This is a genomic window from Kitasatospora sp. NBC_01560, from assembly GCF_045208415.1.
In the GTDB taxonomy this organism is placed as follows: Bacteria; Actinomycetota; Actinomycetes; order Streptomycetales; family Streptomycetaceae; genus Kitasatospora.
In genome coordinates this window covers 6,767,469-6,785,914 of sequence record NZ_CP109364.1, presented here as the reverse complement: position 1 = coordinate 6,785,914, position 18,446 = coordinate 6,767,469, and the positions used below count along the sequence as shown (strand labels likewise).

General features: G+C 74.9%; 19 protein-coding genes. 6 read left to right on the top strand and 13 right to left on the bottom strand.

Annotated elements, in window-relative coordinates:
* The first annotated feature begins 92 nt into the window (after nucleotides 1–92).
* Nucleotides 93–437: a hypothetical protein gene (locus OH807_RS29395; RefSeq protein WP_406204711.1), complete on the top strand. Its 345-nt coding sequence runs from the start codon at nucleotides 93–95 to the stop codon at nucleotides 435–437.
* Nucleotides 438–510: 73 nt separating this feature from the next.
* Here OH807_RS29395 and OH807_RS29390 read toward each other — a convergent pair whose 3' ends face one another.
* Nucleotides 511–1,227, bottom strand: coding sequence for a TetR/AcrR family transcriptional regulator C-terminal domain-containing protein (locus OH807_RS29390; RefSeq protein ID WP_406204708.1), 717 nt, complete (start codon nucleotides 1,225–1,227; stop codon nucleotides 511–513).
* A 119-nt stretch (nucleotides 1,228–1,346) separates the two neighbouring features.
* Between OH807_RS29390 and OH807_RS29385 the strand changes: the two genes are divergently transcribed.
* On the top strand, nucleotides 1,347–2,129 hold the full coding sequence (locus OH807_RS29385; protein WP_406204705.1) for a DUF4386 domain-containing protein: 783 nt from the start codon (nucleotides 1,347–1,349) through the stop codon (nucleotides 2,127–2,129).
* On the opposite strand, the gene OH807_RS29380 is transcribed toward OH807_RS29385, so the two are convergent.
* From OH807_RS29380 to OH807_RS29365, 4 genes are all read right to left on the bottom strand, one after another.
* Complete coding sequence (locus tag OH807_RS29380) at nucleotides 2,108–3,103, bottom strand: hypothetical protein (RefSeq protein WP_406204702.1); 996 nt, start codon at nucleotides 3,101–3,103, stop codon at nucleotides 2,108–2,110. The two genes, OH807_RS29385 and OH807_RS29380, sit on opposite strands and share 22 nt — an antisense overlap.
* Nucleotides 3,104–3,221: 118 nt before the next feature.
* On the bottom strand, nucleotides 3,222–4,265 hold the full coding sequence (locus OH807_RS29375; protein ID WP_406204700.1) for a TolB family protein: 1,044 nt from the start codon (nucleotides 4,263–4,265) through the stop codon (nucleotides 3,222–3,224).
* Nucleotides 4,262–5,650, bottom strand: a complete 1,389-nt coding sequence (locus tag OH807_RS29370) for an MFS transporter (protein WP_406204698.1) — start codon at nucleotides 5,648–5,650, stop codon at nucleotides 4,262–4,264. Before OH807_RS29370 ends, OH807_RS29375 begins: the two co-directional genes overlap by 4 nt.
* A gap of 5 nt (nucleotides 5,651–5,655) precedes the next feature.
* On the bottom strand, nucleotides 5,656–6,555 hold the full coding sequence (locus OH807_RS29365; RefSeq protein WP_406204696.1) for an alkaline phosphatase family protein: 900 nt from the start codon (nucleotides 6,553–6,555) through the stop codon (nucleotides 5,656–5,658).
* A gap of 288 nt (nucleotides 6,556–6,843) precedes the next feature.
* On the opposite strand from OH807_RS29365, the gene OH807_RS29360 reads away from it, so the two are divergent.
* Complete coding sequence (locus tag OH807_RS29360; protein WP_406204693.1) at nucleotides 6,844–7,563, top strand: cobalamin biosynthesis protein; 720 nt, start codon at nucleotides 6,844–6,846, stop codon at nucleotides 7,561–7,563.
* Nucleotides 7,560–8,702: an Rv2231c family pyridoxal phosphate-dependent protein CobC gene (gene cobC / locus OH807_RS29355; RefSeq protein ID WP_406204690.1), complete on the top strand. Its 1,143-nt coding sequence runs from the start codon at nucleotides 7,560–7,562 to the stop codon at nucleotides 8,700–8,702. Before OH807_RS29360 ends, cobC begins: the two co-directional genes overlap by 4 nt.
* Nucleotides 8,703–8,753: 51 nt before the next feature.
* Here the strand turns inward: cobC and OH807_RS29350 are convergent, their stop codons facing one another.
* The gene (locus tag OH807_RS29350; protein ID WP_406204688.1) at nucleotides 8,754–9,242 is read right to left on the bottom strand and encodes a MarR family winged helix-turn-helix transcriptional regulator; all 489 of its coding nucleotides are present in this window, start codon (nucleotides 9,240–9,242) and stop codon (nucleotides 8,754–8,756) included.
* Between the two features lie 189 nt (nucleotides 9,243–9,431).
* Here OH807_RS29350 and OH807_RS29345 point away from each other — a divergent pair, with 189 nt between their 5' ends.
* On the top strand, nucleotides 9,432–9,728 hold the full coding sequence (locus OH807_RS29345) for a DUF1330 domain-containing protein (RefSeq protein ID WP_406204685.1): 297 nt from the start codon (nucleotides 9,432–9,434) through the stop codon (nucleotides 9,726–9,728).
* 102 nt (nucleotides 9,729–9,830) lie between these two features.
* Here OH807_RS29345 and OH807_RS29340 read toward each other — a convergent pair whose 3' ends face one another.
* From OH807_RS29340 to OH807_RS29310, 7 genes are all read right to left on the bottom strand, one after another.
* Entirely contained in the window at nucleotides 9,831–10,622 is a 792-nt protein-coding gene (locus OH807_RS29340) for an MOSC domain-containing protein (protein WP_406204682.1), read from the bottom strand.
* Nucleotides 10,619–11,152, bottom strand: coding sequence for a hypothetical protein (locus OH807_RS29335; protein ID WP_406204679.1), 534 nt, complete (start codon nucleotides 11,150–11,152; stop codon nucleotides 10,619–10,621). Before OH807_RS29335 ends, OH807_RS29340 begins: the two co-directional genes overlap by 4 nt.
* A 156-nt stretch (nucleotides 11,153–11,308) precedes the next feature.
* A complete protein-coding gene (locus tag OH807_RS29330; RefSeq protein ID WP_406204677.1) occupies nucleotides 11,309–12,409 on the bottom strand; it encodes an LLM class flavin-dependent oxidoreductase in 1,101 nt (366 codons plus the stop codon).
* Between the two features lie 289 nt (nucleotides 12,410–12,698).
* The gene (glnII, locus tag OH807_RS29325; protein ID WP_406204674.1) at nucleotides 12,699–13,721 is read right to left on the bottom strand and encodes a glutamine synthetase; all 1,023 of its coding nucleotides are present in this window, start codon (nucleotides 13,719–13,721) and stop codon (nucleotides 12,699–12,701) included.
* Nucleotides 13,722–13,932: 211 nt separating this feature from the next.
* Nucleotides 13,933–15,030, bottom strand: coding sequence for an SCO1860 family LAETG-anchored protein (locus OH807_RS29320; RefSeq protein WP_406204671.1), 1,098 nt, complete (start codon nucleotides 15,028–15,030; stop codon nucleotides 13,933–13,935).
* Nucleotides 15,031–15,244: 214 nt separating this feature from the next.
* Complete coding sequence (locus tag OH807_RS29315; RefSeq protein ID WP_406204668.1) at nucleotides 15,245–15,922, bottom strand: uracil-DNA glycosylase; 678 nt, start codon at nucleotides 15,920–15,922, stop codon at nucleotides 15,245–15,247.
* 118 nt (nucleotides 15,923–16,040) lie between these two features.
* Entirely contained in the window at nucleotides 16,041–17,132 is a 1,092-nt protein-coding gene (locus tag OH807_RS29310; RefSeq protein ID WP_406204665.1) for an amidohydrolase family protein, read from the bottom strand.
* Nucleotides 17,133–17,176: 44 nt separating this feature from the next.
* On the opposite strand from OH807_RS29310, the gene OH807_RS29305 reads away from it, so the two are divergent.
* On the top strand, nucleotides 17,177–18,322 hold the full coding sequence (locus tag OH807_RS29305) for a pyridoxal-phosphate-dependent aminotransferase family protein (RefSeq protein ID WP_406204662.1): 1,146 nt from the start codon (nucleotides 17,177–17,179) through the stop codon (nucleotides 18,320–18,322).
* The last annotated feature ends 124 nt before the right edge of the window (nucleotides 18,323–18,446 follow it).

Sequence of the window (18,446 nt, the reverse complement as noted above, 5' to 3'; positions counted from 1 at the left end):
TCATGTGACCCCGTCGGCCGGGACGACGACCCGGGTATCGGCCCGGGCAGCGGGTGACGCCCGGCGGTTCGGGGCGTCGTAGGCTCCTGGGCATGCACAGCACCCTGACGGAGCACGCCCGGTGCCTCTGGGGCGACGAGTTCCGGCCCACGCCGGACTGCGACGGGCCCCACCACGAGCACCGCTTCGTCGAGGAACTGACCTTCGCCGACGCGGACTCGATCATGGCGATGATGCACGAGCTGTGCCCGCCCCCGGTCAACGGCTACCTGCCGGTCTGGGTGCGCAACCTGGCGTACCGGCTGGTGCTCCTGCAGCGGCCGGACGAACCGGCGCTGATGCGGGAGGCGGCCCTGAGCCTCGGACTTTTCGGGCCGGAGTGGGACGACCTCGCGGCAGGCCTGATGCGCCGGGCGGACGCGCTGGAAGCGGGCTGAGCCGAAGCGGGCCGAGCCGGGCAACCCGGCGGACGCCACGGCGGCGACGGCCCGGGCGGTGCTCGTCGCCCCGTCAGGTGGCCCGGCCGGCCGGGCGGTCGGCGGACGTCCAGCCGCGGTGGTGCAGCTGCTCGAAGCCGTCCAGGAGGAGATCCAGGGCGAACTCGAACTCGAACCGGTCGTCGCACCCCGCGCCGACGACCGAACCGTCGTCGTGGGCGGCCGCACCGGCGATCTCTGCGAGGTGGGGGTAGGCGTCGGCCAGCGCGCGGAGTGCGGCGGGGTCGGGGGCCGGATCCGCGCCGGGGCCCGGTGAGGCGTCGAAGAGCTCCTGACTGAAGCCGAGGAGCCGGCTGCCCATCGCGTGCATGACGTGGTGGGTCAGGTCCGCGGAGAGGCCGCCGGCCCGGAACAGGGCGACCATCGAGTCCAGGTACCCGAGGACGGCGGGCGTCGGGCCGGGCCGCGATTCGATGACGCGCGGCGCCCAGGGGTGGCGGAGCAGCGCCTCGCGGGCCGAGAGGACGCGGCGGCGGACGGCGTCGCGCCACCCGGCGCCGGCGACCGGGGGGTCGATCTCGCCGACCACTGCGTCCACCATGCCGTCGAGCAGCTCGTCCTTGTTGGCCACGTGCTTGTAGAGCGCCATCGGCACGACGCCCAGCTCCTGGGCGAGCCGGCGCATGCTGAGCGCGTCGATGCCGGTGGCGTCGGCGAGTGCCACGGCGGTGCGCAGCACGCGCTCCCTGTTCAACGGCGCCCGGCGTACGGCCGCCCCTTGCTCCGGCATCCCGAACCCTCTCCGCTCTCCGCGTCGCGGGACCGATCCCACTTGACGAGTGTACGGCGTACGCCTACCGTAACCACCAGGTGTACGCCGTACACCTCAGGATGGGAAAGGGGGCCCTGGTGACGTCGACCAGGAAGGCGGCCGTGGTCGCAGGAGTGTTCTTCCTCGTGACCGAGGTGGCCGCGATCGCGGGACTGTTGCTCTACGGGCCGGCGCTGCACGGCGCGCAGTACGTGGCCGGCGGCGGCGCCGACCGGCGGGTGGCGCTGGGCGCGGTGTGCGAGGTGGTGCTCGTGGTGGCCGTGATCGGCAGCGCCATCGCGCTGTACCCGGCACTCCGGCGGCGGAACGAGGCGCTGGCGCTCGGCTACGTCTGCGGCCGGCTGCTGGAGGCCGCCGTCATCGCCGTCGGCATCATCGCCGTCCTGTCCGTCCTCACCCTGCGGCAGAACGAGGCGGGAACGCCCGGCGCCGCGGCGGCCGCGGCGGCCCTGGTGGCCGTCCACGACCGGGCGTTCCTGCTCGGGCCCGACATCGTGCTGGGGCTGAACTCGCTGCTGCTGGCCTTCCTGCTGCACCGTTCGAAGCTGGTGCCGCGCGGCATCACCGTGCTCGGGCTGGTCGGCGGCCCGCTGATCTGCGCCTCCGCGGTCGCCGTGCTGTTCGGTGCCTACCCGCAGGTCTCCACCCCCGGCTCGCTCGCCGCACTGCCGGTGTTCGCCTGGGAGCTGGCGCTCGCCTTCCGGCTGCTCACCAAGGGGCTCGCGGAGCACCCCTCGGGCGGCGCGGCGGAGGGTACGGCGGACGGGGCGGCAGACGGGGCGGCGAACGGCCGGGCCGACCGGCTCGCCGGGGCCGCGGGGGTGGCCGGCCCGGTGCGTCAGCCGGTGGCGCGGACGTAGATGTCCGCCGCGCCCGACAGGCCGTTGGAGACCGTCACCACGTAGATCCGGCGGGCGGCGGCCGGCCGGCCGGCCGTCGGGGTGGGGGTAACGGTCGCGGTCGGTGCGGGCGCCGGGGTGACGGTCGGCGTGGGGCTCTCGGAGGGGCTCTCGGAGGGGCTGAGGATCGTGGTGGGGCTGAGGGCGGGGTCGGGTGTGGCCGTCGGCGCGGGCGGGTCGTCCGCGGAGCGGAGGCCGGCACGGTGCCGACTCCCGGTGTCGCCGCTGCCCTCGCTGTCGCCGCTGCCCTCGGCATCTTCGTCGTCCTCGGCGGGTGAGCCGGTCGGGCGGGCTCCGGGGGCGTCCGACGCCTCGTCGGAGGCGCAGGGCGACGGGCTCGCCGGCGACGGGGTGACGACGGGCTCGGCCGGGGTCGGTGCGGGCTCGGTCCCCGACGGCGGGGCGGTCGACGTGGTGGGATCGCCGGTCGACGAGGCAGTCGGCGAGGCGGTGAGCGAGACGGTGAGCGGGACGGTCGGCGACGTGGTGCCCGAGGGCGTCGGCATCGGTGCCAGCTCGTGGGCCTCCGACGGCTCGTCGCCGCCCAGGGCCGCCGTCAGGTCGGACGGCAGCGCGGTCAGCGGGCCCGGGGCGGGGAGGTCGTACGTCCGCAGGAAGTCGTCGACGCCGACGTCCGGGCCGCCGGCCAGCCGGTAGTGCAGGTAGGCCACCGGCACGCCGTCGGCGAGGCGGGTGTACACCGCGCCCACCGGCACGTAGTAGCGGCCCGCGCCCGGGTGCTGGGAGGGGTGGAGGCCGGCCAGCAGTTCGGCGCGGTCCCGGTCGGTCTCGATGGCGCCGCGCCCGAGGGTCAGCGCGTTGACGCCCCGGACGGCGAGGGCCGCCAGCAGCGCGATGGCGAGCACCAGGCCGACCGCGATCGTGCGCCGCAGCACCGGCCGGCCGTGCAGGGCGGGCCAGGAGTCACTGACCATCCGCTCAGGCGCAGCCCGCCCCTGTTCCTTCAACGCTCCCGCTCCCCCGCCTCGCGCCGCTCGCACTGCTCGACGTGGACCCTACGCTCCGAGTTACGAGTCGTACCAACCGGACCCATCAGCCCAGGTAGGCCGGAGCGACCGCCGCTTCGAGCAGGCGTACGGCCGCCCCGCTGCCGTCCGCCGGGACGGTCCACAGGTCGGCGCCGAAGTCGCCGGGGAGTGCGTAGAGCAGGGTCGAACCGTCGGACCAGACCGCCTGGTCGTCGATGCTGCGCTGCTCGGCGGTGGCGGTCTCGGTCATGGTGGCGAGGTCGAGCACGTAGAGCCGCCAGGGCGCGTCCACGGGGGCGTCGGGCACCCGCTTCTTGTAGGCGATCCGGGTGCCGTCCGGGGAGAGCGAGGGGCATTCGACGTTCTGGTGGAGGGTGGTGAGGGTGCGGGCGGCGAGGTCGCCGCGGACGAGGTAGGTCTGACCGCCGGTGGCCACCGTGGCGTAGAAGGCGTTGTCGTCGGCGAAGGTCACGCCCCAGATGTTGATGTCCGGCGCCCGGTACGGCTTGCCGTCCTTGACGACGTCGAAGTCCTCCAGGTTGTCCCGGAGGTTCCAGTCGCGGACGTCGACGATCGAGGTGCGGGTGGAGAAGTCGGTGCCGGCGTAGGAGTCCCCGCTGACGAAGACCGTCCAGGCGGCCAGGTGGCCGGAGGGCGAGACCCGCGAGCGGGTCGGGATGCCCGCCACGGGGAAGGAGCGCAGCTCCTTGAGGTGGTCGTCGAGCACCACCGCCCGGTAGGTGTCCTGGAGTGCGCCGCGCTCGGCCTGGAGGCAGATGCCGGTGCCGCCGCCCGTGTAGAAGCGCAGGCACTGGACGCCGGAGGCGGTGCGCGGGCCGTCCGGGTGGTCGGCCGGAACGGTGGCCAGCTCGTCGCGGTGCGGGCCCCAGGCCATGTTGCGGAAGACCATCGTGCGCGCCGCGCCGTGCTCACCGGGCCGCAGCGAGACCGGCCCGCGGGTGACCACCGGGCCGCCTGGCTGCGCCCGGTCGCGGTCGGCGGAGCGGTCGGCCGCGTACAGCACGGCGCCGGTGCCGACCCCGCCGAGCAGCAGGACGGCGACCAGCAGGATCAGCACCCGGGTGCGGTTCTGGAGGGACGTGGTCACGAGGGCACCTCGGAGTCGGACGGCGGGGAGGACGACGGCGCGGACGAAGGCGCGGACGGTGACGCGGACGAAGGGGAGGTCGGCAGCGCATCCGCAGGAGCGGCGGGTTCACGCAGGACGAAGGCGGCCCCGGCCACGCAGCCGGCGAGCGCCGCCGCCGACCAGGCCAGCGCGGCCGTCCCGCCGGCCGCGCTCCACAGCGCGCCGAACGCCAGCGAGCAGGCGAACCGGGCCAGCGCCTGCCCGGTGCCGACCAGCGCGAGCCCCGCGCCGCGCTGCGCCTCCGGCACGGCATCGGCCGCGGCCGCCGCCAGCACGCCGTCCGTCGCCGCGTAGAACGCGCCGTGCAGCAGCAGCACGCCGACCACCACTGGCAGCCCGCTCAGCGGCGACAGCAGCAGCCCGTACGCCAGCAGCAGCACGCCGTGGCCGGCCAGGAAGAGCCGCCGGCGGCCGATCCGGTCGGCGAGCGCGCCGAGCGGGACGGCGAGCAGCAGGAAGGCCGCGGCGGTACCGAGCGGCAGCAGCGGGAACAGGTCGGTCGCGAGGCCCAGCCGGCGCTGCACGAGCAGGTACAGGAACGAGTCGCTGACGGTGGTCAGGCCCAGCAGCACCGCGCACACCGCCAGCCGGCGCAGGCCGGGCAGCCGCAGCAGGGCCAGCCCGTCCCGGAGGCGGGGCGCGGCCGACGCCGGCACGACACCCGCGATACGGCTCGGCACGAAGAGCAGCAGCACCAGGACGCCGAGCACCGCCACGCACGCACTGACCGTGAACACCGCGTCGTAGCCGTGCCGTTCGCCGCCGTCGGCGAGCAACGGGCCGCCGGCCAGGCGGAGCACCAGGAAGGCGGCGAGCGGGCCGAGCAGCGCCCCGGCGGTGTCCATCGCCCGGTGCACGCCGAACGCCCGCCCGCGGTGCTCCGGCTCGGTGGCCAGCGAGATCATCGCGTCCCGGGGAGCGGTGCGCAGCCCCTTGCCGGTGCGGTCGACGGCCAGCACCGCACCGATCAGCGGGACGGTGTGGACGAGCAGCAGCAGCGGCTTGCAGAGCGCCGACAGCCCGTACCCGACCGCGGCGACCGCCTTGTGCCGGGGGGCGCCGTCCGCCCCGCGCCGGTCGGCGAGGTGGCCGCCGGCCAGCCGGACGAGCGCGCTGAAGCCGTTCTGGATGCCGTCCAGCAGGCCGAAGCCGAGCGGGGAGAGGCCGAGCCCGGTGAGCAGGTAGAGCGGCAGGACGGCGCTGACCATCTCCGAGGAGACGTCCGTCACCAGGCTGACGGTGCCCAGCACCAGCACGGTGCCCGGCACGGCGGCCGCCCGCCGCCCCGGCCGGGGGGCCGGGGCGACGGGGGCCTTGGAGCTGCGGGATTCCGCGACGTACACGGGCGTCAGTTCCAGATGCCGGTGATGGTGGCGGCGGTCGAGGCGTTGCCCGCGTGGGCGGTCAGCCCGGCGAGGTCCTCCAGGGTGCGCAGCACGTTGTAGTGGTTGTAGGTGGTGGCGGTGGTGGAGCCCGGCGTGACGTGGGCGCCGTAGAAGACGGTGGGGATGCGGTTCCCGGACAGCTTGTTGTCCTCGTCGAAGGTCACCACGAGGATGCTGTTGTGGGTCTGGGCCCAGGTCGCGTAGGCGCCGAGCTTGTTCTTGACCCAGGTGTCGCCGGTGCCGACCGAGCAGTCGTGCATGTCGTTGCAGAGGTCCGGCACCACGAAGGAGACCTTCGGCAGCGTGGTGTAGTCGGTCGGGAACTGCGTGAAGGTGTAGGCCGTGTTGGTCGGCACGTTGCTGAAGCCGAACCACGGGTTGTGCTTCTGGGCGTACTTGCCGCTGGAGCAGGTGGTCGAACCCTGGCTCGGCAGACCCTCGTTGTAGCTGCCCCAGCTCTTGCCGGCGGCGATCAGCTCGGACGCCAGGTTGGCGGCGCCGATCGAGCCGACCGGCACGCAGCTGTCGTCCGTGCGGCCCTGGTTGGAGCCGGAGAACAGCTGGTAGTAGTTGGGCTCACTGGGGTGGGTGATCCCGTACGACTGGGTGAGCGTGGCGCCGCCGGCCTTGAGCGTGTTGTTGATGTACGGCGCGCTGGAGCTGCCGATGACCTGCGAGTACGCGTGGTTCTCCAGCACGACGACCACGACGTGGTCGGGCGCGGGCAGCGCGGCGGCCTGCGCGGCGCTGCCGGTGGCCACCCAGAGGCCGAGCGAGCCGGCGACCAGGCCGAGGCCCGCGCCGAGGGCCGTCAGGGTGCGGCGGGGGCGGGTGCTGTTCGAGCGGAGTCGTGCGAAGGGCATGGTGTCCTCCGTGCATCGAAAAGGGCCGGGGCCCGGGGACGGGGCCCCGGTGGAGTGCCGGGATTGGAGCGCCGCAAACAGTAGGAGCGCGGCGGTGGCGGGTGCCGCAGCAGGAACATGAAGAACTGGCGAACAGCCGTCGCGCGGAGGCGGCGGGGGCGGCGGAGGTCACAGGTGCCCCGATTGACCCGTCCGTTGCCGACATGGTGGGATTTCACGGGCCGTCGAACGGCCGTCGAACGGCTGCCCGCGGGCCACCGGGCGACCGCCGGGTGAAGGGAACGCGAAGTGATCGGGCTGCTGGCCCCGGGCGAGGTGGCAGGCCCGCCCGCCGGGGAGGTGCGCGCGCTGCGGCCGGACGGCAGCCCGGCGTACCGGGCGGCGGCGGTGCCCGTCGCCTCCTACGGCCTGCCCGGCCTGCCAGACGTGCCCGGCCTGCCCGACCTGCCCGGCCTGCCCGACCTGCCCCGGTGGGACGAGGACGCCCTCCCCTGCCCGCCGCCGACCCCTCCGCCCGGGCTGCGCCCCGGGGCCCTGGTGGTCGGAATCGGCCTGCGCGAGGGCACCGCGCTGCCCGAGGTGACCCGGCTGATCCGCCAGGTGCTGGCCGAGGCCGGTCTGACCAGCAGCTCCGTCGCCCGGCTCGCCACCCTGACCGGCAAGGGCGACCACCCCGCCGTCCGCCGCGCCGCCACCCTGCTCGGCGTACCGGTGGACGAGCACCCGGCCGAGGCGCTCGCGGCCGTCGCCGTGCCGAACCCGTCGGCCGCGGTGGTCACGGCGGTCGGCACGACCAGCGTCGCGGAGGCCGCCGCGCTGGCCAGTGCACCCGGCGGCGAACTCGTCGTCCCCAAGCAGAAGACGGCGACGGTGACGGTGGCCGTCGCCCGGGCCGCCGTGCCCGGCCTGCCGCTCGCCCCGGCGGCCACCACTGCCCCGGCGCTTGCCCCGCCCGTTGTGCTGCCCGCTGCCCCGCCCGCCCGTCCCGCCGAGGGAGACCGCACGTGACCGCCGCCGACCATGACGCCGACCATGACGCCGACCATGACCTCCGCCACCACGGTGACGCGGAGGTGCGCGCCGACGGGCTCGGCCTGGTCGACCTCGCCGTCAACGTCCGCACCGGCATGCCGCCGCAGTGGCTGCGCGACCACCTCGCGGCGACCATCGGCGACCTCGCCGCCTACCCCGACCAGGGCACCGCCCGCGCCGCCGTCGCGGCCCGGCACGGCCGGCCGGTCGAGGAGGTGCTGCTCACCTCGGGGGCGGCCGAGGCCTTCGTGCTGCTCGCCCGCGTGCTGACGGCACGTCACATCATCGTGGTTCACCCACAGTTCACCGAGCCCGAGGCCGCACTGCGGGACGCCGGCCACCAGGTCGAGCGAGTCCTGCTCCGGCCGTCGGACGACTTCCGGCTGGGCCCCGTCCCGGACGGTGCCGACCTCGTCGTCCTCGGCAATCCGACCAACCCGACGTCCGTCCTGCACCCCGCCGCCGCCGTCGCCGCCCTCGCCCGGCCCGGCCGCACCCTCGTGATCGACGAGGCGTTCATGGACACCGTGCCCGGCGAGACGGAGTCCCTCGCCGGGATCCGGGACCTGCCCGGCCAGGTGGTCGTGCTGCGCAGCCTGACCAAGACCTGGGGGCTGGCCGGCCTGCGGATCGGCTACGCCCTCGGCCCGGCCCCGCTGATCGCCGCACTCGGCGCCGCCCAGCCGCTCTGGCCCGTCTCGACCCCCGCCCTCGCCGCCGCCGAGGCCTGCAGCACGCCCGCCGCCCTGGCGGAGGCCGAGGAGGCGGCCCGGGAGCTCACCGAGCACCGCGACCACCTGCGGAAGGGCCTCGCCGCGTTCCCGACCGTCCGGGTGCACGGCGAGCCGGCCGCCTCGTTCCTGCTGATCGAGCTCCCGGACGCCGCAGCCGTCCGGGAGCGGCTGCGCGAGCGCGGCTTCGCCGTCCGCCGGGGCGACACCTTCCCCGGACTGGGGCCCGACTGGCTGCGGATCGCCGTCCGGGACGAGGTCACCACCGACCGCTTCCTCGCCGCACTCGACGCCGCACTCGGCGACACGACCGGTACCGCGCCCGGCGGAGCGACCGGCGACACGACCGGCAGCGCGGCCGGGACGCCGCCCGGGGTGCGCTGAGGCAGTACGGCCGGGCGCGGCGCGCCGAGCTGCGGCCGCCCGCAGGCCGGGTCAGCCCTCCAGGGAGAGCAGGAGCTTGCGCAGCAGGCCCTCCAACTGGGCGCGCTCGTCCGGGGACAGGGCCCCGACGAGGTCCAGCTCGTTGGCGAGGTGGCCCTCGATCAGACTGTGGGCGACCCGGCTGCCCTCCTCCGTGAGCGCGGTGCGCACCATCCGGCGGTTCTCCGGGTCGGTGGCGCGGGTCACCAGCCCCTTGGCCACCAGCCGGTCGATGCGGTTGGTCAGCGCACCGGGGCTGATCATCGCGGCCCCGGCGAGGTCGCTCATCCGCAGCGCCACGCCGTCACCGGCCCGGAGCAGCGTGGTGAGCATGTCGTACTCCCAGGGCTCCAGGCCGTTGGCCTCGAAGTAGTCCTTGATGCCGAGTTCGAGCAGCCGTGAGGCACGGAAGATCCGCAGCACCACGCCGATCGGGGCGGTGTCGAGTTCCGGGCGGAGCGCCCGCCAGCGTGCGATGACGGTGTCCACTGCGTCGTCCATGCCGGCCAGTCTAACAAAAGCTTCCACATCAAAATGTTTGACATCGACCCGATGTCGCCCTAGCGTTTCACCCGCAGTCATTTTGACGTCGAATCATTGGACGTCGAATCTTCAGTGCGCGGGCCACCCCGCCGCCCCGGCCACCGCCGGAGCAGCCACGGCCCCGCCGGCGACCCGAAGGAGACGGACATGCACTACGTGGTCATCGTCAGGACCGACGACACCCCCGACAGCGCGCTCGGCCACTACCTGGCCAACGTCGGCGCCACCCTGGACGCCCACCAGGGCCGCCTGCTGGCATTCGACGCGCCCGCGAAGCTGGAGGGCACCGTGCCGTACACCCGCACGGCCGTCCTGGAGTTCCCCACCGAGGCGGCGGCCCGCGGGTGGTACGACTCGCCGGCCTACCAGGAGCTGGCCGCCTGGCGCATCGCGACCATGGGCCGGCCGGTCGACATCAACCTGGTGGCCGGCCTCGCCGCATAGGCGCACCGCGGGACAGGGCCGGGGCGGAGCAGGGCCGGGGGGCGGGGGCAGGGACGGGGACGGGACGGGGGCGGGGGGCGGGGGGCGGGGGCCGGCGCCCGGTCAGCAGAGGACGACGGCGTCCCCCACCCGCAGCCGCCCCGGCTCCAGCACCTGCGCGTACACCCCCGCACACGGCAGCTCCGGCATGCCCTCCAGCGGCACCAGCCGGTTCCGCTCGGCGAGCACCCGCAGCGCCGCCGTACTGCGCGGCAGAGCCCCGTGCACGAGGGTCGGGACGGCGCAGCGCGGTGTCGGCACCAGGATCCGCAGCCGCAGCGCCGGCCCGATCCGCACCTCCCGGCCCACCCAGGCGTTCTCGGTGAAGCCCGGCTCCTCCGTGCGGACCACCACGTTCGGGCGGTAGCGCTCGGCCGCGGCGCCCACCGCGGCCAGCGTGGACGTGGTCAGCAGGTGCAGCGGGGCGAAGTCGAAGAACGTCCCGTCCGGCGCGGCCCGGCCGAGCTCGCTCACCGTCACGGCCACCTCCGCCGCCACCCCGCGCGCCAACACCTCCTCCGGCACGGCCCGTTCGAGCGTCGCACCGGCCGGGCGCTCGTCGACGAACCGGACCTTGCGGCCCAGCGCGTCGGACAGCCCTGCCTCGTCCACCGGCCGGCCGTCCGGGCCGGTGACCTCGACCCCGCCGGCCGAACGGACCGCCGTGAACGCGAGCATCCCGGCCCAGAGCCGCGGATTCTTGGCGCTCACCACGCGCCCGGTCTCCTCGTCCACCAACGCGCGCACCCGGTCCCCGTCGAGGCCGCGCCCGGACACCGCGACGGCGTCCAGCTCCTCCCCGAGCATCGACTTCACCGGGTAGCGGCGCAGCCGCTCCACCGCACCGAGCCTCATCCGAGGCCCTCCGCCCAGGCGCGCAGCTGCGCGAAGTCCCCGTCCAGCAGCCCGATCCGCGGATCGATCCGCAGGGTGAGCGCCGGCCCGGCGTGCCGGTCGGCGATCCACTCCGTGTCCTGCGGGCCCAACTCGTCGTCCACCCAGGCGAACGGGCGGCCGGCCGCCCACGCCACCAGGTGGCGGGTCTTCCAGTGCAGGCCGTCCGGATCCTCCCGGTGCAGCTCGGGCCAGTCGATGTACGGGAGCCGGGGCAGCCCGACCAGCGGGCCGATCCAGGTGTTGGCCTCGTCCATCCAGGTGGTGGCCCACACCAGTTCGTAGCGGAGGGCGAGGAGTTCGGGCCCGTGCGCCGGGTTGATCCAGAGTCGCAGCGGCCGGACGCGCTCGGCGGGCCGGCGGGGGAAGCGGGCCACCCAGGAGTCGGGCTTCACCCGATGGGTGCCGTAACCGGGCGGCCGGCGGTGCGGCCGGGCGGCGTACGGGTTGAGCGGACCGTCGACGTCGAGCAGGAGCAGGGGCGGCGTCATGACACCCATCCTCGCCAAACCCCGGCCCACCCACCAGCGGTTTGCCGGCCCCGGGTCGCGGGCGGCCGACGTACCGCAGGCCCCACGTGCCCCACGTACCCCGGGCCCCGACCGCCGTGCGCGGCGGTCGGGGCCCGGGGACGGACGGCGGCGGGGTTACTCGGGCCTGGTCCACAGGTTGCGGGCGGCGAGCAGGGGCAGGACGCCCTCGCCGAACCAGTACGCCTCCTCCAGGTGCGGCATCCCGGAGAGCACGAACTCGTCGATGCCCAGCTCGTGGTACTCGGTGATGAGGTCCGCCACCTCGCGGTGGCTGCCGACCAGTGCCGTGCCCGCTCCGCCGCGCAGCAGTCCGATGCCGGCCCAGAGCCCCGGGTGGATCTCCAGCCGCTCGGCGGAGCCGCCGTGCAGGGCGAGCATCCGGCGCTGGCCCTCCGACTCGCTCTCCGCGAGCGCGCGCTGGGTCTCCCGGATGCGGACCGGGTCCATCGAGCCGAGCAGCCGCTCCGTCTCCGCCCAGGCCTGCGCGGAGGTGTCCCGGGTGATCACGTGCAGCCGGATGCCGAACCGGACCACCCGCCCCTGGGCGGCGGCCAGTTCGCGGATCCAGGCGAGCTTCTCGCGGACCTGCGCGGGCGGTTCGCCCCAGGTCAGGTAGACGTCCGCGTACCGGGCGGCGACGTCACCGGCCGCCGGCGAGGAGCCGCCGAAGTAGACCGGCGGCGCCGGCTCCGGCAGGCGGTTCAGCACCGCCCGCTCGACCCGCAGATGGACGCCGTCGTGGTCGACCGTCTCCCCCGCCCAGAGGCGCCGGGTGATCGAGAGGAACTCGCCGGTCCGGGCGTACCGCGCGTCCTTGTCCAGGAAGTCGCCGTACGCGCGCTGCTCGGCCGACTCGCCGCCGGTCACCACGTTGAGCAGCAGCCGGCCGCCGGACTGCCGTTGGTAGGTCGCCGCCATCTGCGCGGCCAGCGTCGGGCTGAGCTGCCCGGGCCGGAACGCCACCAGGTACTTCAGCCGCTCGGTCACCTGGGTCAGCATCGCCGTGGTGACCCAGGCGTCCTCGCACCAGGCGCCGGTCGGCGTCAGCACCCCTTCGAAGCCCAACTGCTCGGCGCTGCGCGCGATCTGGCCCAGGTAGGCGACGCTCGGCGGCCGGTCCGAGCCGGCCGTGCCGGGCGTCGAGCCGTGCCCGCCGCCGACGATGTGACGGCTGTCGCCGTTGGTGGGGAGGAACCAGTGAAAGGTGAGGGACATCGGGACGGACACGCTCCTGGCGGTGGTGGCTGCTGGTGAACAGGGTTCGCGTCAGCAGCGACAGCCCGCCGCACAGACCCGGACCAGGTCGATGTGCAGCCGCCGTACGGGGAGGAAACGGCCCGGAGCAGTCATGGGGGCGATTCTCCGCGACTTCCCGCCCGTCATCAAGAGACCGGGGGCCGCCGGGAACACGGAGCCGGCCGGCCGAGCAGCACCGCGAACGGCCGCCGGGCCTCCCCTCGTGTGGAGGGGAGGCCCGGCGGGCGGTGCAGCAGAGGAGCGCGGCTCAGACGAGGCCGGCCTTCTCCAGGGCGGAGCAGCAGGTGTTGACCAGGAGGCGGGTCACCACGTACGGGTCCACGTTGGCGTTCGGGCGACGGTCCTCGATGTAGCCCTTCTGGTCGACCTCGACCTGCCACGGGATACGGACCGAGGCGCCGCGGTTGGAGACGCCGTAGCTGTAGACGTTCCACGGAGCGGTCTCGTGCTTGCCGGTCAGGCGCGACTCGATGTCGGCGCCGTACTGGGTGACGTGCTCCAGGACGATCTCCTGCGAGGCGCCGAGCGACTCGCAGGCGGTGATGATCGCGTCGTAGTTCTCGCGCATCGCCTTGGTGGAGAAGTTGGTGTGCGCACCGGCACCGTTCCAGTCGCCGCGGGCGGGCTTGGCGTCGAGGGTGGCGTCGATGCCGAACTCCTCGGCGGTGCGGTAGAGCAGGTAGCGGGCGACCCACATGTGGTCGGAGGCGGTCAGCGCGTCGACCGGGCCGATCTGGAACTCCCACTGGCCGGGCATGACCTCGGCGTTGATGCCGCAGAGCGAGAGGCCGGCGTCGAGGCAGCGGTCCATGTGCAGCTCGACGATCTCGCGACCGAAGACCTCCTCGGCACCGACGCCGCAGTAGTAGCCGCCCTGCGGGGCCGGGAAGCCACCCTCGGGGAAGCCGAGCGGGCGCGAGCCCTTGAAGAAGGTGTACTCCTGCTCGATGCCGAAGATCGACTCCTGATCGGCGAACTGCTCGGCGATCGGGCGGAGCAGCGCACGGGTGTTGCTCTCGTGCGGGGTGCCGTCGATCTCGTTGACCTCGCACAGGACGAGGATGTTGTCGCCGCCGCGGATCGGGTCCGGGAAGGTGGCAACCGGCGCGAGGACGCGGTCCGAGGCGTGACCCTCGGCCTGGTTCGTGGAGGAACCGTCGAAGCCCCAGGTGGGGATCTTGTCCGCGTTGGCCAGGATCCGAGTCTTGGAGCGGAGCTTGGCGGTCGGCTTCGTGCCGTCGATCCAGATGTACTCGGCCTTGATTGCCACGGCGGTGAACCTCGCAAACTGGGTGGTGGGTGCCCGCGTAGCGTCGCAAGCCGCCGTTTCCCGGTTGTTCCTCTCATGTAACGCCCAGGTGAACCAACCGTCCGCGTTGGCACGGTTACGGTGCGGGAGTGCCGCATGCGGCACTCCCGCACCGCTCGCGCGCCGACCGACCCGGTGCTCCCGGGCCTGTCCTTACTACTACGGCCGGCGGTCAGCCCCGGCGGGCGTGCGCCGCCCGGCGGCGGGTGGCCCGGAGCGCGACGCCGCCGAGCACGACCAGGGCGGCGGCCCCGGCGGCCAGCGGCCCGGTGGCGCTGCTGCCGCCGGTGGCGGCGAGGTGACCGTCGGCGGTGGCACTCGCCGTCGCCGCGCGCGGGGCGACGGGGCGGGCGGCCGGGGCGGCGGGGGCCGCCGTGGTGGCGTCCACGGCGGGCTGGACGGCCGGGGTGCCGGTCGGCGCGGGGGCGGAGGGCGCGGGTGTGCCCGGCCCGGCGGGCTTCTCGCAGCTCACCGAGGCGACGGTGATCCGCCCGGTGACCTTGGCGACGTTGAGGTTGAGCGGGTTCACCTCGATCTGCACCTCCAGGGCGGAGGCCGCGGCGGTGCTGGAGGTGGTGGTCTGCTTGGAGAACTCCACCGAGACGCTGCCGATCAGCGGTACGTCGACCTTGGTCGGCCCGTACAGGCTGAGGGTGACGGGCTTGCCGAGGACGTTCAGCCTGGCGGGCGCGGTCACGTTGGCGGTCGGCTGCCCGTCGACCGGGCAGGTGACCTCGGAGCTGAGCGCCTCCAGGCCGAGCAGGGTGGTGGCCGGCAGGCCGGGGGCGTGCACGTCGGCGTTGACCAGCTTGACGGAGGCGGCGGTGCCGTTGGCGTCGGCCTTCGTGACGGAGGTGCCGACGTCCGCCTTGACGAGGGTGACGGGGCCCTGCTGGTCGACGCCGGCGACGGTGGCGGTGAGCACCGATCCGTCGCGCTGCGCCGGTGTCTCGACCTTGTTGAGCGCGATGTTCACCGGGACGTCGACCGCCTTGTTCAACAGGCTGACGTCCAGGTCGAGTTCGGCGGTGACGGCGCGCGCCTTACCCGCCCCGGCAGGTGCGGCGGACGCAGCGGGTGCGGCGGACCCACCGGACGCGCCGGGCGCGGCGGATGCGGCGGATGCGGCGGACGCAGCGGGTGCGACGGACCCGCCGGATGCGGCGGGCACGGGCGACGGCCCGGTGGCGTGCGCGGCGGGCACGGCTATCAGGGCCGACACCGCGGCGGTGGCGGCCGCGACGGCGGCGACGGAACGGGACGAGGACATGGCGGTACCCCCAGGGGTGGTGGTCTCGGTGGAGCGCGCCTCCGACTTCACCCGCACTGCGGGGCAAGGGGCCGGCACTCCGGACGACGAGCCGCCAGTCTTCTCGAACAATCCGTCACATGAGTCACACGGAGCGTCATTTCACTCGTTCGAGTGAGGTTGACGCCGGACGGCGACAGGGCCCGCCGGCCGTGCGGCAGGGCCCCCGCGGCCGCTACGGCAGACGCCAGTCCACCGGCTGCGCACCCTGCTGGACCAGCAGCTCGTTGGCCCGGCTGAACGGCCGTGAACCGAAGAAGCCGCCGTTCGCCGAGTACGGGCTCGGGTGCGCGGACTCGATCGCGGGCACGTCCCCCAGCAGCGGACGCAGGTTGCGGGCGTCCCGCCCCCAGAGGATCGCCACCAGCGGACCGCCGCGCGCCACCAGCGACCGGATGGCCTGCTCGGTGACCTCCTCCCAGCCCTTGCCGCGATGGGCCGCGGGCTTGCGCGGCGCGGTCGTCAGCGCCCGGTTCAGCAGCAGGACGCCCTGCTGCGTCCACGGGGTGAGGTCCCCGTTGGACGGCTGCGGGAGGCCGAGGTCGTTCCCGTACTCCTGGTAGATGTTGATCAGGCTGGCCGGGATCGGCCGCACCTCCGGGCCGACCGAGAAGCTGAGCCCCACCGCGTGGCCGGGCGTCGGGTACGGATCCTGCCCGACGATCAGCACCCGCACGTCGGCCAGCGGCTGCTGGAAGGCGCGCAGCACGTTCGGCCCGGAGGGCAGGTAGGTGCGGCCGGCGGCCAGCTCGGCGCGGAGGAAGTCGCCCATGGCGGCGACCCGCCCGGCGACCGGCTCCAGTGCGGTGGCCCAACCGGGCTCGACGATCTCATTCAGTGGACGCGGTGCCATGGTCGCCACCCTATCGGCCTACACCGACAGCCCGTTCACCCGGATGATCTTCGAACGGGCGGTCCGGCCGGCGGCCCGGACGGGTACGGACCGTCCCCCCGCACCACGGCACGCCCGGTCACCCCACCGGACGCCCGCGCAGCACCACCAGCCGCGGATCGGCGAGCACCCGGACGTCGGCCCGCGGGTCCTCGTCGTAGACCACGAAGTCCGCCGGCGCCCCCTCCTCCAGGCCCGGCCGGCCCAGCCAGCGGCGCGCGCCCCAACTGGCCGCCGACAACGCCTCGGCCGGCGTCAGCCCGGCCTTCACCAGCTCGGCCACCTCGTCCGCGACCAGGCCGTGCGCCAGCGAGCCGCCCGCGTCGGTGCCGACGTAGACCGGGATGCCCGCGTCGTGCGCGGCGCCCACCGTGTCGTAGCGCCGCTCGTGCAGCCGGCGCATGTGCGCGGACCAGGCCGGGAACTTGGCCTCGCCGCCGGCCGCCAGCGCCGGGAAGGTGGCGATGTTGACCAGCGTCGGCACGATCGCGACGCCGCGCTCGGCGAAGGCCGGGATCAGCTCCTCGGTGAGCCCCGTGGCGTGCTCGACGCAGTCGATGCCGGCCGCCAGCAGGTCCGGGAGGGACTCGGCCGCGAAGCAGTGCGCCGTCACCCGCGCGCCCTCCTCGTGCGCCGCCGCGATCGCCTCGGCGAGCGCGTCGCCGGGCCAGCAGGCGGCGAGGTCGCCGCGCTCGCGGTCGATCCAGTCGCCGACCAGCTTCACCCAGCCGTCGCCGCGGCGGGCCTCGGCCCGGACGTAGGCGGCGAGGTCGCCGGGCTCGATCTCGTGCGCGTAGTTGCGGATGTAGCGGCGGGTGCGGGCGATGTGCCGGCCGGCCCGGACGATCCGCGGCAGGTCCTCGCGCTCGTCGATCCAGCGGGTGTCGGCGGCCGAGCCGGCGTCGCGGATGAGCAGCGTGCCGGCGTCGCGGTCGGTGACCGCCTGCTTCTCGCTGGTGGCCGCGTCGACGGCGCCGTGCGCGTCCAGTCCGACGTGGCAGTGCGCGTCCACCAGGCCGGGCAGCACCCACCCGGAGACCGTCCGCACGTCGCCCGCGCCGGCCGGGCGGGCGAACGCCACCTTGCCGTCCACCACCCAGAGTTCGTCCCGGACGTCCTCCGGACCGACCAGCACCCGGCCCCTGACGTGCAGCACCGCAGCATCGCTCATGGCCCGCACTCTACCGACGGGGGTGCTCCGTGGGAGCCGCAGGAATGCGGCAGACTCGTTCCCGCCCGCACGATCCCCCCGGTGAAAGGCCCGTCGTGAGCCCCTTCCTCGACCTCCCCCCGCTGACCGCCGCCGACTTCGCCGCGATCGAGGACAAGGTGGCCGCGCTGCTGCACACCACCGCCGACGTGATCGTCACCCAGGGCGAGGCGCTGCTGCCGCTGGAGGCCGCGATCCGCGGCGCCGCCCACCCCGGCTCCACCGCGCTCAACATCGTCACCGGCCCGTACGGACAGACCTTCGGCAACTGGCTGCGCTCCTGCGGGGCCGAGGTGGTCGACCTCGCCGTACCGTTCGACAGCGCCGTCACCGCCGGCCAGGTCGAGGCCGCGCTGCGCGAGCACCCGGCGGTCGACTTCGTCTCGCTCGTGCACGCCGAGGCCGCCACCGGCAACACCAACCCGGTCGCCGAGATCGCCGCCGTCGTCCGCGCGCACGGCGCCCTGCTGATGGTGGACGCCGTCGCCTCGGTGGCCGCCGAACCGCTGCTGACCGACGCCTGGGGCATCGACCTGTGCGTGATCGGCGGGCAGAAGGCGATGGGCGGCCCGGCCGGGGTCTCCGCCGTCTCCGTCTCGGCCCGCGCCTGGGAGCGGATCGCCGCCAACCCGGCCGCGCCGCGCCGCTCCTACCTCTCCCTGCTGGACTGGAAGGAGCGCTGGACGGACGCCGGGCGCACCGTACTCCCGCACGCCCCGGCCCAGTTGGAGATGCTGGGGCTCGGCGCCTGCCTGGACCGGATCGCCGCCGACGGCCTGCCCGCCGTGATCGCCCGCCACCGCGCCGCCTCCGCCGCCACCCGGGCCGGCGTCCGCGCCCTCGGCACGCTCACCCCGTTCGTCCCCGAGGACGCCCACGCCGCCCCGGTCGCCACCACCCTGCGCACCCCGGCCGGCCTCGACGCCACCGCCCTCGCCGCCGAACTCCTGCGCCTCGACCCCGCGCTCCCCGTCCAGCCCGGCGGCGGCGCCCTGGCCGCCGGCATGCTGCGGGTCAACCACTACGGCCAGGCCGCCGCCCCCGCCACCGTCCGGGCCTTCCTCACCGCCCTGGCCACCGCCACCGGCGCGGACGGCGCCGCCGCCCTGGAGGCCGCCGACAAGGCCTGGACGGCCGCGGCCGACAGCTGACGCCCGCCCCCGAGGCGCCCGCCGACCCGCTCCTCCGGTCGGCGGGCGCCTTTCCGCTGTCCCGGGAGTGCTGCGGTCGCGCCGGCCGTCCCGGGGCGGCCCGGCGGGACAGTTCGCGCAGCGT